Genomic DNA, 12952 nt, shown 5'->3' with positions numbered 1-12952 from the left:
GACATCGCGCGAAGTCGACGGCTACATTCTTCTCGGAAATGGCCGACTGTTATTGCCCGGTGTCGAACTCTATCGTTTGATTTCCACCGCCGCGATGAGCACCGTTGGTCGCGACTGTAAGTTCTGACAGTCGCGATCGCCAACTGATTGATGTGCGATGGCCCCTCGTACAACCGTACCATGGAGCACGCATGAATCTGCTCGAATCCGTAACCCGAACCTGTCAGCGATTGGCTCCAGGTGGCTGGCATTCGCTGTTGCTGGCGCACGGCCTGGATATTCTGGCGCCTTCACTGAAGGCAGAATTGCTCAAACCACTGATCATCGACCGGACGCTCACCGGTTTCGAGGACTTTTGCCCTGACGGCAACCGCGCCATCGAGCCTGCCCTGCCCGCACAAAGCCTGCTCTACCACGCGCTCGCTTCACCGCAAGTCACGGCTGACGAGACCGGGCAGCCTCTAGGGATTTTTCCTACCCATGCCGAAATCGAGGCGGTTCTGAACTACGTGTTCGGCATCCAGCCACCCACGCTCAACGACCTGCTGCAACAGGCTCAAGGTGCACCACTGTCGGTGGCGGTGTTCGCCAGCGAGTACCGCTGCGCCGTCGACACGGTCCACGGCCAGCATGCCGATCTGTGTTTCTCCCGCACCGGGATCGCCCGAACAGGCACCGCAGGCGCCCGCTATGACGAACGACTGCGGTGTTTCCTGCCCTTCGTCGACGATGATGTCCACGGGATTCGGGTGATGCCGGTACATTACAGCGCCTACCTTGCGGTGCAACTGAAAGGCGATGACCAACGATTCGGGCCTATGGACTTTCAGTCAGGGCTGGATGACGGGCTGGATTTCCAAGTGCCCTTGCACAAGCTCTTCAGTGGAGCGGAGTGCCTGCATGGGCTGGATCTGACCCTGACGCTGGATAACTACCAGATCAACGAAAAGATCCGTCATGTCCACTTGCGCCACAGCGGCACCGGCTGGCAAGAGCCAGAGATATCCGAGCATCCATTCATCATCACCAAGGACCTTGCAGGTTGGGCAACGCAGCCTGACCTGGGACCGGGAATTCTTTCTCCTGAGCCCAAGCCGCATCTGGTCGAGCTGGCTCATTACAAGGGACAACCACTGTCTTTCATGATGCCGGCCAACACCGGCGGCATGGTCCATGGCCGGCACAAGGTGAGAGACGATGGCCAGATCGAGGATCTGAATGATCGCGAGGGAGTTGCCGAACTGGTCAAGCAAGGTGGCTATCGTGCACTGCACTATCAGGATGGCACCGCTGACGGTTTTGTCCGGGCTATCTGCCCACCCCTGACAGACAACCTGCCTTCGAAGGCTGTCTATTCGGTCATCGGCGCCACGGATTACTTTACGTTTTGCAATCCGCGCCGGCTCCTGCACTGGGTGAAAGAGGAACCTGCCTTCTCCAGCCCCGACATCTGGCATGCGCGGCTGGAAGCCTTATCGAATGTGCGCTATTGCGCGAACCTGAGTTTGAAAGATCAGCCCTTCACGCCTGAGGATCGCGGGATCACGGCCATTGTGGCGCTGCCGCGCAAGCCGAAACCGCGTCCGGTCCCCGGAACCTGGCACCCCTCGCCCCCTCGCCCGTCTTCATTGCCGGACGCTGCCGCCGGGGTCTTCGGCCCAGGCTGGGAGGTGGGCTGGGTTCGCTTGCCAGGTCCGAACGGAACCTGGATCAATGCGCTGGCCGGTTATCAGATGGCCAGCCCCTTTTGTGAAGACAAGCGCATCTGTGCCGCGCTCGGTTCCTACTGGCCAGGCGTTGCACCGGACTCCACCCGCACCTTCGAGCCACGCGACAGCCTGCACACCTTCATCCCGCTGACCGATGCGGAAACCGGTCAGGGTGATGTGGCCTGGGACAATCATCCTGCCCCGCAGGTGATACTCGACCAAGGCAAGACCTTCGTCCGTTACCACGCCTACGAGTACAGCGACTACACGGGCACGGCCCTTGCCAACGGGTTTTCGCTGAGTCTGACCGGCCAGATCACCCAACAGGCGTATCAGGACCGCGTACTCTCGATGTACCGCGTTTACACCGTGCTTGGACCCGGCGACAACCCTGCCCTGCGCAACTATTGGCCATTGCTGTCTTTTTTCCTGGTGCAACGTCCCGATGCAGAACTCGACATCGCTCAGCAACAATCCGGTGTGACGTTGAACGGATGGGTGCATCGCTACCAGATGTACAGGCGCGGCAAAGTGATCCAGCCGGCCGCCAATTTCAAGTGGCGGGATGTTGAGGTCGAGGAACAAGTGAGCCTCCTGGTCAGCGCCAAAGTCATGCTGATCAAGTACGGCAACGCTGCCTGGCAGCTCGCACTTGAATCGGTTTGACGTGCTGGTGATCGGCGCCGGCCCCGCAGGCTGCGCGGCGGCGATCGGCTGTGCGCAGCGCGGCTTGCGGGTTGCGCTGATCGAGCAGCAACGATTTCCCAGATTCCGCCCCGGAGAAAGTCTGCACCCCGGCATCGAACCGTTGCTGGAACAGCTTGGCGTGGCTGAACAACTGTGTAACCACCATGCCTTGCGTTTCGAGGGACACTGGGTCCAGTGGAATGGTCCGCTGCAGTTCATCGGATTTGGTGGCGATGACAACGGCCCCTGGCGCGGCTTTCAGATCTCCAGGGCCAAACTGGATGCGGCGCTGCTGCAACAGGCTGCTGTTCTCGGTGTCACCGTGTACCAGCCATGCCGCGCGCAACAGGTACTCATGCGGGACGATCGCGTGATCGGCGTGAACACCGACGCCGGCCTGCTGTTTGCTCCCTACCTGATCGATGGCAGTGGTGGACCGGGATGGTTGAGTCGAAAACGACAGATCGCAGTTCGACACTACTCGCCGCCGTTGGTGGCCTGTTTCGGATATCACGAGGGCAGTCTGCCCCCCGATGAAAAGGCACCTCGATTGTCAGCCGATCCTGATGGCTGGACCTGGCTCGCGCAGGTTGAGCAGCAGCGGCTGCACTGGGCGCGCCTGACTTTCGAAAAGCAGAAGTACTCTCCAGAGATGATTCCCGAGCGTCTGCGAACACTGCCACGATCGGCTCCGATTCGCGGCGCCGACGTCACTTGGCGCCTCTGCACGGCGCCCGCCGGGCCAGGTTATTTCATGGTTGGCGATGCCGCCAGCCTGCTCGACCCTGCCTCGTCACATGGCGTACTCAAAGCGTTGATGACGGGCATGCAGGCGGCAAAAACCGTGTACGACTGTCTCCGGCAACCGGCATGGCAAGGTGCCGCGCGCCAGCAATACAGCCAATGGGTGAACGAGTGGTTCGAGCGAGACTCGGCACAACTGCGCAATTTCTACAGCCTGCATCCCCATCCACCCGAATGGCTGTTACGCGATAGCTGAACCGACTACACCACGCCCAGCACACCGTCTGCATGCATCTGCCGCAACAACGCCAACCCGCTGTCCATGAACGACGCAGTTCCCGGCAACCCGGCCTCCATCGCCAGCCCTTCCAGTTGCTCACGACCGTTCAACGCAGGGAACTCGCCAATGCGCTGCAACAACCGCCAGGCCAACGGGCTCAGCTCGGAAAACTTCACACCGAAATCCACCGCACGCCGCACCAGCAACAAGGTTGGCTGGGCCGGTGGTGTAGACGGTTGATGATCCGGACTGAGGACTTGCACCGGCCACGCATACGCCAATGGCCACGCCAGCGCCGAAACCTGCAATGGCCGCTCCACCAGCAACGCGGGATCACTTGACGGCAGCGGTTCGGCGTCGGACTGCTGCAACACCATTTCCACCCACTCGTAATGCGCCAGCTCCACCAGAAACGCCGGCCACTCGCCCGCACTCAACACGGCGGGCTCCGACGCGAGGTAACCGACAAACTCCTCGGCGATCTCACCGAATTTCGGCGTCTGCGCGCGGTAGTCCCGCAGAAAGCCGCGAATCAGTGTGCGCCAGCGCTGATCGCCGATGATCCGGATCAGCACGGGAAAGGTCCCACCCAAAAGTTGCGAGACATTGTTGAACACCAGGTCGCGATAAACGTTGACCCGCGCCGCGTTCATGGCGGCCGGGGGCGCCTCGTTCTCGGGATCGCGCAGGTAGCGAGTCAGGGCCCGTTGTTGCTGCTCAAGGTTATCCACGTTGGCCTCCCTGATTCTGCAAGCGGCGAATGGTCTGTAACTCCGCCACCAACTCGGAGAAGGCCGGGAAGTTGAAGTCGCGTTCGAGCAGGGTCGGCTGGGCGCCAAAGCGTGCATAGGCGTCCGCCAGCAGCGACCAGACCACAGGTTTCACCGACGCGCCGTGGGTGTCGATCTTCAGCGTGTCGGACTCGTCGAAATGCCCGGCCACGTGCATCCCGACCACTCGCCCCGACTCGATCCCGGTCAGAAACGTCTGCGGATCAAAACCGTGGTTGATCGAGTTGACGTAGACGTTATTGACGTCCAGCAGCAGGTCGCAATCGGCCTCGCGCAGCACAGCGTTGGTGAAGGTCACCTCGTCCATGTCCTGACGGGGCGCGGCGTAATAGGAAACGTTTTCCACTGCCAGACGCCGGCCCAGAATGTCCTGGGCCTGACGAATCCGCGCAGCCACGTGGCGCACGGCTTCTTCGGTGAACGGCAATGGCAACAGATCGTAGAGATGGCCGTCGTCGCTGCAATAGCTCAAGTGTTCGCTGTACAGCGGCACGTTGTAATGATCGAGAAACACCCGGACTTCCCGGAGAAATTCGACATCCAGCGGCGCCGACCCGCCGAGCGACAACGACAAGCCGTGACAGGACAACGGATAACGCTCGGCCAGTTCACGCAGCGCGGCACCGTGGGCACCGCCGACGCCGATCCAGTTTTCCGGGGCGACTTCGAGAAAGTCGAAATCGCCGGTGCGGGCGGCTTGAAGATCTTTCATCAAGCCGCGACGCAGGCCGAGCCCGACGCTGGCCTGCAAGGTGGGGTGGGGAGTCTGCATGGGCAAGATCTCTGCAAAAGAGCCGCCGGGCGTGGCGACTGACAGACTCAGTTAAACCGGTGGGTGTATCGCCGCTGTGTGGGCAATGCGCGGGAAATAGCGAGTTTTGTATCGGCGGCGAGCCTGTACACAATGTGATACAGAACCCGCTGACTTCTTCGTGAACGACGAGTTACTAATTCATTGACGTATCCGCCAGTTTTCGTTAGCTTTGCCCCCATCGAAGCGACTGACCAGATGAGATTGAGCGCTTCCCAGCAGCGAGAGCTGTAACCGCGCAAGGCGGTTCGTAAGTGGTGTCTGGATCTGCTTTACCGAATCGAAAAAGGCGCCTTTGGCGCCTTTTTTCGTTTCTGGTGTCAGCGTTTGGTGGAGGTCGGTTGACGAAGGTAGACCTTACCGCACAGCAGCATAAATCCCATTTTCCCGAACAGCCTGGGCGGCTTTTCAGTCTGGTGGTAAGCGCTTTCCACGACCAGATTGAGATCTTGCTGCTTCTCTTCGGCAGCGCGACGCAACTCAAAAAAGACATGGTAGGGCCCGCTCGGATCCTCAATCATGATGGAGTACGCCCAGTTTCGCATCGCCGCCGTTTCACTAACTTTCGCCTGGGGATGATTCAATCCCTTGATCACTGGCGGCAGTGACAGTGAAAGGCGGTAGCGGGTCATGCAAAAGGTACGCTGCCGCTGGGCATGGTCGAACAGGATTGGCTCCCCAGCCGGATGTAAGTCTTGATCGTATCCCTTGCTGAAACAATGATTCGAAAAAGTGACATGCACGCGTAAATCACGCTTCGCCAATTGACTCTGAATCGTGAACGTAAAGGGTTCGAGATGAGAAAAGTTGTACGTTGATCCGTCTATGCACAGCGGTGGAAAGTAGGCGGTCAATTCGCTCTCCGTTGCATCCAATGCATCATTTCATTTCTGCGCTTCGGCTCGCGTGCACTATCGGTGAGTAACCCGGCAGACGACAGAGTTCATGGCTTTTAGCGGGGATGATTTCTCGGCGGATTCGATCAGCCTGTGCGAGGAAGTGGCTTCGGACTTCACAGATAAACAAAGACTTCAGCACTCAAAAGTCCTTGCCTCGACCGAGTCGATTAAGAATATGGGATAGAGTCACGTCGAAGTTGTAGGCAAAATCTGCGTGTTGCGTGAGGAAGTGCGCCTATCGTGCTTTTCAGCAGGCGTCGTCTTGCTGGCCTCTCTTTCAGCGCTGGCGTCCCTGTCAAAAAAGCGCTGGAGCAGGCTTCCGATCTGCTGGGCCTTGTTAAAGCGTATCCACGCACCGTCGAGACATACAACGATACAAGCCTCGAAATCCACGCAGCCCGCTCCCACCGGCGCCAACAGCGGCTAGACTCAAACATTACCCAGTCGAGGGGGACGCAGGCCGCTATCGGCGCCCTGCCCGTTTCCACGACCACCGCCCGGTGGTGAATGCCTCGACCCCCAACACCACCGGACTGTGATCCTTAACAGGAGCACATGACATGGACGAGGCCAGACTCAACGAGTTCATGGGCAAACTGGTCAACGACATGGGCGGCGCGGCGATGCTGGCCAATGTCATCGTCGGCGAAGAACTTGGCTTGTACAAAGCCATGGCCGACAGCCAACCGATCTCCCCGGAAACCCTCGCCGAAAAAACCGCCTGCAACTCCCGGCTGGTCCGCGAATGGCTGAGCGCCCACGCGGCGTCCGGCTACATGGAACACCTGGACGGCAAATTCCGCCTGCCGGAAGAACAGGCGATGGCCCTGGCCAAGGAAGATTCGCCGGTCTACGTGGCCGGTGGGCTCGGCGTAGTGGCGTCGTTTTTCCACGACAAGGACAAACTGGTCAAAGCCATGCGCGGCAATGGCGCCCTGCCCTGGGGTGATCACCATCCGTGCATGTTCACCGGCACTGAACGGTTCTTCCGCCCCGGCTACAAAGGACATTTGATTGCCGAATGGCTGCCGGCGCTGGAGGGCGTTGTGGTCAAACTCGAAGAAGGCGCCAAGGTCGCCGATGTCGGCTGTGGTCATGGCGCTTCCACGGTGATCATGGCCCAGGCCTATCCCAACTCGCGTTTCGTCGGATTCGACTACCACGCACCTTCGGTCACCGTTGCCACCCAGCGTGCTGAAGAAGGCGGCGTCAGCAGCCGCGCGAAGTTTTTCCAGGGCACGGCGAAAAGCTTTCCCGGCGACGACTACGACCTGATCTGCTACTTCGACTGCCTGCACGACATGGGCGACCCGGTCGGCGCGGCGCGACATGCCTACGATTGTCTGAAGGACGACGGCACGGTGTTGCTGGTTGAGCCCTTTGCCAACGACACGCTGGACGACAATATCAACCCGGTCGGGCGGCTTTTCTATGCAGCATCGACGTTCATTTGCACGCCGAACTCACTGTCCCAGGAAGTGGGCCTGGGGCTCGGTGCGCAGGCTGGCGAGATGCGCCTGCGCAAAGTGTTCAGTGAAGCCGGGTTCAAGCAGTTCCGGCGGGCGACGCAGACGCCGTTCAACCTGATTCTGGAGGCTCGCAAGTAAACGTCGGCACCGGGCGCCTCTTTAAGAGGCGCCCGACAGTGCTAACCTGCAAGGCACTCACAGCCTGCGGAGCGCTGACCATGCTCGACCGCCCCCTCCACGAACATCTCGATTACCTGCAACAGGCCATGGCCGACGGCGATTTCGTGGTGCTGACCGGCGCCGGGATCAGCACGCCGTCGGGCATCCCGGACTACCGCGATACCAACGGCGTGCGCCGGGGCCGACAGCCGATGATGTATCAGGAGTTTCTGTCAGCACCCGAATCTCGCCGCCGCTACTGGGCCCGGGCGATGCTCGGCTGGCCCCGTGTGCGTCAGGCCCAGCCAAACGCGGCTCATGAAGCGCTGGCCAGCTTGCAAAGCCACGGCCGGATCGGCGGCCTGATCACCCAGAATGTCGACACCTTGCACGATCAGGCCGGCAGCCACGACGTCATCGAACTGCACGGCAGCCTGCATCGGGTGTTGTGCCTGGATTGCGGTCAGCGCAGCGAGCGGGACTCGATTCAGCAATTGATGGAAACGCAGAACCCGTACCTGGCGGGTGTCGACGCCGTGCAGGCGCCGGACGGCGATACCCTGCTCGACCCGGCCTTCGAGGCACGTTTCCAGGTGCCGCATTGTCCGCATTGCGAAGGCGAACGGATGAAGCCGGACGTGGTGTTTTTTGGCGAGAACGTGGCGCAACCGACGGCGGCTCGGGCCATGGCGGCAGCGGAAAATGCGGCCGGGATGCTGGTGGTTGGCTCGTCGTTGATGGCGTATTCGGCGTTTCGCCTGTGCCGGGTGATTGCGGATCGGGGCAAGCCGCTGATTGCGATCAACCTGGGGAAGACGCGAGCGGATGAGTTGCTGGATTTGAAGATTGAAGCGTCCTGCGAACAGCTATTGCCACTTCTGACACAACGCCTGACTTCGTGACCTCCGAAGGTCAGTGTTCAGCCTTGAGAATGTCAAAAAGCGCCTGCGCCGCCGCCGACAATTCATTCCCGGAATCCGTCAACACGCCAATCGCCCGCTCCACCACCGGCTCATGCAACGTCAGACACCGTGCGCCCAGCTCACGCATCTGCTCGGCGCACAACGCCGGCACCGCACTGACACCCAGCCCACTGGCGACCATCCGCCCGACCGTCGCCAGTTGATGGCTTTCAAACTCCACCGGCAGTTTCATGCCCCGGGCCTGCAAGTGTTCCTCAAGCATCACTCGCACCGTTGACGGTCGTTGCAGGGTAATGAACGGTTCCTGCAGCAAGGTCTGCCAGTCGATGTCGGTGCGCTGGGCCAGCGGCGAATCCTGTGGCACCACCGCGACGAAGCGATCCCTATAAAGAGGTGTAAACGTCAGCGACGTGTTCTGCATCGGCTCGAACGCCACGCCGAGTTCGACCTGACGATCGCGGACCATTTCCAGCACTTGCTCGTTGATCACGTCGTTGACCGTCACGTTGACGTTCGGATAGCGCGCACGGAAGGTCTTGAGGATCGGCGGCAGCAGGTTGCCGGCAAACGACGGCATCGCCGCCAGCGTCACTCGCCCCCGTTGCAGGCTGAAGCGCTGGCGCATTTCGTCTTCGGCGTTGTCCCAGTCGGCGATCAGGCGCCGGGCCAGCGGCAGCAGCGATTCCCCTTCAGGGGTCAGCGCCACGTTGCGCGTATTGCGGCTGAACAGACGCCCGCCCAACCCCTCCTCCAGCGCCTTGATGGTGAGGCTCAGCGCCGATTGCGACAGGTGCAGACGCTCACAGGCCACGGCAAAGCTCAGGCTCTGGGCCACGGCGAGAAAGGCGCGCATCTGCTTGATGGTCATGGTCGTGTCGCTCCAACGGCTAAGCTGTACATCCGCCCGCCGACGACGGCGAGCATTTCTTGATCGCTCCCACGCTCCTGCGTGGGAACAGAGAACCAAGTCTATTGTTGAGCTTTATCAATCAATCAACCTTAAAAATCAACTTAACAAATATATTCCCCGGCGAGACACTCCAACCATTCGGCTAGCCAGCCGCCCGACAAACAATAAAAGAGGTGCATATGGCAGGTTTCGACAAGCGCGTGTATTCCTACGAGGAAGCCATGGCAGGCCTTGAAGACGGCATGACCGTGATCGCCGGCGGCTTCGGCCTGTGCGGCATTCCGGAAAACCTGATCGCCGAGATCAAGCGCAAAGGCACCCGCGACCTCACCGTCGTCTCCAACAACTGCGGCGTTGATGGCTTCGGCCTCGGCGTGCTGCTGACCGATCGCCAGATCAGAAAAGTGGTCGCCTCCTACGTCGGCGAAAACAAACTGTTCGAAGAGCAACTGCTCAAAGGCGACATCGAAGTCGTCCTGACCCCGCAAGGCACCCTCGCCGAAAAAATGCGCGCAGGCGGTGCCGGCATCCCTGCGTTCTTCACCGCCACCGGCGTCGGCACCCCGGTCGCCGAAGGCAAGGAAGTGCGTGAATTCCACGGTCGCAAGTACCTGATGGAAGAGTCCATCACCGGCGACTTCGCCATCGTCAAAGGCTGGAAAGCCGACCACTTCGGCAACGTCATCTACCGCCACACCGCCCAGAACTTCAACCCACTGGCCGCCACCGCCGGCAAGATCACCGTGGTCGAAGTCGAAGAAATCGTCGAACCCGGCGAACTGGATCCGGCACACATCCACACGCCCGGCATCTACGTCGACCGGGTCATTTGCGGCACGTTCGAAAAACGTATCGAACAACGCACCATCCGCAAATAATCCAGGCTGACGGAGAACAAGAACATGGCACTTACCCGCGAACAAATGGCTCAACGCGTCGCCCGCGAAATGCAGGACGGCTACTACGTGAACCTCGGCATCGGCATCCCGACCCTGGTCGCCAACTACATCCCCGAAGGCATGGAAGTCATGCTGCAATCGGAAAACGGCCTGCTCGGCATGGGCCCGTTTCCGACTGAAGACACCATCGACGCCGACATGATCAACGCCGGCAAACAAACCGTGACTGCGCGTATCGGCGCTTCGATCTTTTCCTCGGCCGAGTCCTTCGCGATGATCCGCGGCGGTCACGTCGACCTGACCGTGCTCGGCGCCTTCGAAGTGGACGTGCAAGGCAACATCGCCTCGTGGATGATCCCCGGCAAACTGGTCAAGGGCATGGGCGGTGCGATGGACCTGGTGGCCGGCGCCGACAACATCATCGTCATCATGACCCACGCGTCCAAGGACGGTGAGTCCAAGTTGCTGAGCCAATGCAGCCTGCCGCTGACCGGCGCCGGTTGCATCAAGCGCGTGCTGACTGACCTGGCGTACCTGGAAATCGAAAATGGCGCTTTTGTCCTCAAGGAACGCGCACCTGGCGTCAGCGTCGAGGAAATCGTCGCCAAAACCGCTGGTAAACTGATCGTCCCGGATCACGTACCGGAAATGCAGTTCGCTGCCGAGTGAGGAATTCGAAAATGCAAGACGTCGTCATTGTTGCCGCCACGCGTACCGCGATCGGCAGTTTCCAGGGATCGCTGGCCACCGTCTCCGCCGTGGATCTGGGCGCAGCGGTCATCCGCCAGTTGCTTGAGCAGACCGGTCTGGACGGTGCTCAGGTCGATGAAGTGATCATGGGCCAGGTGCTGACCGCCGGCGCCGGCCAGAACCCGGCGCGCCAGTCGGCGATCAAGGCCGGCCTGCCCCACGCCGTACCTGCCATGACCCTGAACAAGGTCTGCGGCTCGGGCCTCAAGGCCCTGCACCTCGGTGCCCAGGCGATTCGTTGCGGCGATGCGGACGTGATCATCGCCGGCGGCCAGGAAAACATGAGCCTGGCCAACTATGTGATGCCGGGCGCACGCACCGGTCTGCGCATGGGTCACGCGCAAATCGTCGACACCATGATCAGCGATGGCCTGTGGGACGCGTTCAACGACTACCACATGGGCATCACCGCCGAAAACCTGGTCGAGAAGTACGATATCAGCCGTGAGCAGCAGGACGCCTTCGCCGCTGCATCGCAGCAGAAAGCAGCAGCCGCCATCGAGGCCGGCCGTTTTGTCGATGAAATCACCCCGATCCTGATCCCGCAGCGCAAAGGCGATCCGGTGGCGTTCAAGGTCGACGAGCAGCCACGCGGCGACACCACCGCCGAATCCCTGGCCAAACTGCGTCCGGCCTTCAAGAAGGACGGCAGCGTCACCGCCGGCAACGCTTCGTCGCTGAACGACGGCGCGGCTGCGGTCATTCTGATGAGCGCCGAAAAAGCCAAGGCCCTGGGCCTGCCGGTACTGGCGAAAATCGCCGCTTACGCCAATGCCGGCGTCGACCCGGCGATCATGGGCATCGGCCCGGTGTCGGCCACCCGCCGTTGCCTGGACAAGGCGGGCTGGAGCATCGGCCAGCTCGACCTGATCGAAGCCAACGAAGCCTTCGCCGCGCAATCGCTGGCAGTGGCCAAAGATCTGCAATGGGATCTGGACAAGGTCAACGTCAACGGCGGCGCCATCGCCCTCGGTCACCCGATCGGTGCATCAGGCTGCCGTGTGCTGGTGACCCTGCTACACGAAATGATCAAGCGTGATGCGAAAAAGGGTCTGGCGACCCTGTGCATCGGCGGCGGTCAAGGCGTGGCCCTGGCGCTGGAACGCGCTTAAGCGCAAAAGAGGTTCAACAGCGGGCGGCGGATCCACGACATCCACTGCCTGTTGGCAACAAACCCGGTACGACTCACGTCGCACCGGGTATTTTTTTGCCCGGCCGTCAGGCGAACTTCACCAGATTCAGCACCGGCAACGGCCCGCCCGGGAACTGCACCAGTCGCGCGCCCACGCTCAACTCGCCCAGGTCGATCCCGAAGAAGCCAAGCTGATCGATCAGCGCGCCCACTTCAGCCTTGGCCTGCGCATCATCCCCGGACAGAAACAACACGCGCTTGCCACCCTCCGACGCCGGATCCGCTTCCAGCAAACGCGCCAGCAGATGGTTGAACGCCTTGACCACCCGCGCCCCAGGCACCCATTCAGCGAACACTTCGCTGGACGGCCGCCCCTGTAAATCCACCGGTTTGAACGACGGCGCTTCAATCGAGTTGTTGGCGTCAATGACGATCCGCCCGCCGAAGTCCGGCAGCCCGGCCAGCGCCATCGGCAGTCTCGACCAGTTCACTGCGACCAGCACGATGTCCTGGGCAGCGGCTTCTTCACGGGTAACGGCGCGGGCGGTCGGGCCGAGTTCTGCGACCAGTCCGGACAAGGTCTCCGGCCCGCGACTGTTGGCGATGACCAACGGGATGCCCTGACGCGACAAGGCTTTGGCAAACGCTGAACCGATGGCGCCAGCGCCGATGATTCCGATAGTGCTCATGGTGTTCTCCAGAAAGTTGGGTAAGACTCGAAACCAATCTTGCGCTTGCCATTCCTACTTGATTAGCCGGTAATGCCTTGAATGATCTTCAAGCATCGCT

The 12952-nt window shown here is 60.8% G+C and carries 13 protein-coding genes; 8 read left to right on the top strand and 5 right to left on the bottom strand.

What is annotated here, in order from left to right:
- Positions 1-191: 191 nt before the first annotated feature.
- Positions 192-2375, top strand: a complete 2184-nt coding sequence (locus AC3WRD_RS27575; RefSeq protein WP_102619588.1) for a hypothetical protein — start codon at positions 192-194, stop codon at positions 2373-2375.
- On the top strand, positions 2362-3396 hold the full coding sequence (locus tag AC3WRD_RS27570) for an NAD(P)/FAD-dependent oxidoreductase (RefSeq protein ID WP_102619587.1): 1035 nt from the start codon (positions 2362-2364) through the stop codon (positions 3394-3396). Before AC3WRD_RS27575 ends, AC3WRD_RS27570 begins: the two co-directional genes overlap by 14 nt.
- A gap of 5 nt (positions 3397-3401) precedes the next feature.
- Here the strand turns inward: AC3WRD_RS27570 and AC3WRD_RS27565 are convergent, their stop codons facing one another.
- The 3 genes from AC3WRD_RS27565 to AC3WRD_RS27555 all read right to left on the bottom strand — a co-directional run bounded on the left by AC3WRD_RS27565 (position 3402) and on the right by AC3WRD_RS27555 (position 5876).
- Positions 3402-4151 carry an HvfC family RiPP maturation protein gene (locus AC3WRD_RS27565; RefSeq protein ID WP_102619586.1) on the bottom strand — a complete coding sequence of 250 codons (750 nt, stop codon included), beginning with the start codon at positions 4149-4151 and terminating at the stop codon, positions 3402-3404.
- Complete coding sequence (locus AC3WRD_RS27560; RefSeq protein ID WP_102619585.1) at positions 4144-4983, bottom strand: HvfB family MNIO-type RiPP peptide maturase; 840 nt, start codon at positions 4981-4983, stop codon at positions 4144-4146. Before AC3WRD_RS27560 ends, AC3WRD_RS27565 begins: the two co-directional genes overlap by 8 nt.
- Before the next feature lie 359 nt (positions 4984-5342).
- Positions 5343-5876, bottom strand: a complete 534-nt coding sequence (locus tag AC3WRD_RS27555; protein WP_102619619.1) for a YjaZ family protein — start codon at positions 5874-5876, stop codon at positions 5343-5345.
- A 285-nt stretch (positions 5877-6161) separates the two neighbouring features.
- Here AC3WRD_RS27555 and AC3WRD_RS27550 point away from each other — a divergent pair, with 285 nt between their 5' ends.
- The 3 genes from AC3WRD_RS27550 (at position 6162) to AC3WRD_RS27540 (ending at position 8451) form a co-directional block, all read left to right on the top strand.
- On the top strand, positions 6162-6428 hold the full coding sequence (locus tag AC3WRD_RS27550) for a DUF3077 domain-containing protein (RefSeq protein ID WP_102619584.1): 267 nt from the start codon (positions 6162-6164) through the stop codon (positions 6426-6428).
- A gap of 53 nt (positions 6429-6481) precedes the next feature.
- Positions 6482-7528, top strand: coding sequence for a class I SAM-dependent methyltransferase (locus AC3WRD_RS27545; RefSeq protein ID WP_102619583.1), 1047 nt, complete (start codon positions 6482-6484; stop codon positions 7526-7528).
- A gap of 80 nt (positions 7529-7608) precedes the next feature.
- Positions 7609-8451 carry an NAD-dependent protein deacetylase gene (locus tag AC3WRD_RS27540; protein ID WP_096822890.1) on the top strand — a complete coding sequence of 281 codons (843 nt, stop codon included), beginning with the start codon at positions 7609-7611 and terminating at the stop codon, positions 8449-8451.
- A 10-nt stretch (positions 8452-8461) separates the two neighbouring features.
- Here AC3WRD_RS27540 and AC3WRD_RS27535 read toward each other — a convergent pair whose 3' ends face one another.
- Entirely contained in the window at positions 8462-9340 is an 879-nt protein-coding gene (locus AC3WRD_RS27535; protein WP_096822891.1) for a LysR family transcriptional regulator, read from the bottom strand.
- Positions 9341-9561: 221 nt separating this feature from the next.
- On the opposite strand from AC3WRD_RS27535, the gene AC3WRD_RS27530 reads away from it, so the two are divergent.
- The 3 genes from AC3WRD_RS27530 to AC3WRD_RS27520 are packed head-to-tail and all read left to right on the top strand — an operon-like array spanning position 9562 to position 12143.
- Positions 9562-10260 (top strand): CoA transferase subunit A, encoded by a 699-nt coding sequence (locus AC3WRD_RS27530; protein ID WP_085698663.1) that lies wholly within the window; start codon positions 9562-9564, stop codon positions 10258-10260.
- 24 nt (positions 10261-10284) lie between these two features.
- Positions 10285-10950, top strand: a complete 666-nt coding sequence (locus AC3WRD_RS27525) for a CoA transferase subunit B (protein WP_007956272.1) — start codon at positions 10285-10287, stop codon at positions 10948-10950.
- A gap of 11 nt (positions 10951-10961) precedes the next feature.
- A complete protein-coding gene (locus AC3WRD_RS27520; protein WP_102619582.1) occupies positions 10962-12143 on the top strand; it encodes an acetyl-CoA C-acetyltransferase in 1182 nt (393 codons plus the stop codon).
- Between the two features lie 106 nt (positions 12144-12249).
- Here the strand turns inward: AC3WRD_RS27520 and AC3WRD_RS27515 are convergent, their stop codons facing one another.
- Complete coding sequence (locus AC3WRD_RS27515) at positions 12250-12852, bottom strand: NADPH-dependent F420 reductase (RefSeq protein ID WP_102619581.1); 603 nt, start codon at positions 12850-12852, stop codon at positions 12250-12252.
- Positions 12853-12952: the final 100 nt, after the last annotated feature.

This window comes from Pseudomonas sp. FW215-R2 (genome assembly GCF_058789255.1).
The sequence above is the reverse complement of the archived record's forward strand: the minus strand, read 5'-3'. Positions and strand labels throughout refer to the sequence as shown.

Bases quoted from the DNA above. Each gene is read 5' to 3' on its own strand.
- AC3WRD_RS27575 (WP_102619588.1), top strand. From the start codon at position 192: ATGAATCTGCTCGAATCCGTAACCCGAACCTGTCAGCGATTGGCTCCA.
- AC3WRD_RS27545 (WP_102619583.1), top strand. From the start codon at position 6,482: ATGGACGAGGCCAGACTCAACGAGTTCATGGGCAAACTGGTCAACGAC.
- AC3WRD_RS27525 (WP_007956272.1), top strand. From the start codon at position 10,285: ATGGCACTTACCCGCGAACAAATGGCTCAACGCGTCGCCCGCGAAATG.
- AC3WRD_RS27515 (WP_102619581.1), bottom strand. From the start codon at position 12,852: ATGAGCACTATCGGAATCATCGGCGCTGGCGCCATCGGTTCAGCGTTT.
- AC3WRD_RS27540 (WP_096822890.1), top strand. From the start codon at position 7,609: ATGCTCGACCGCCCCCTCCACGAACATCTCGATTACCTGCAACAGGCC.
- AC3WRD_RS27530 (WP_085698663.1), top strand. From the start codon at position 9,562: ATGGCAGGTTTCGACAAGCGCGTGTATTCCTACGAGGAAGCCATGGCA.
- AC3WRD_RS27535 (WP_096822891.1), bottom strand. From the start codon at position 9,340: ATGACCATCAAGCAGATGCGCGCCTTTCTCGCCGTGGCCCAGAGCCTG.
- AC3WRD_RS27520 (WP_102619582.1), top strand. From the start codon at position 10,962: ATGCAAGACGTCGTCATTGTTGCCGCCACGCGTACCGCGATCGGCAGT.
- AC3WRD_RS27560 (WP_102619585.1), bottom strand. From the start codon at position 4,983: ATGCAGACTCCCCACCCCACCTTGCAGGCCAGCGTCGGGCTCGGCCTG.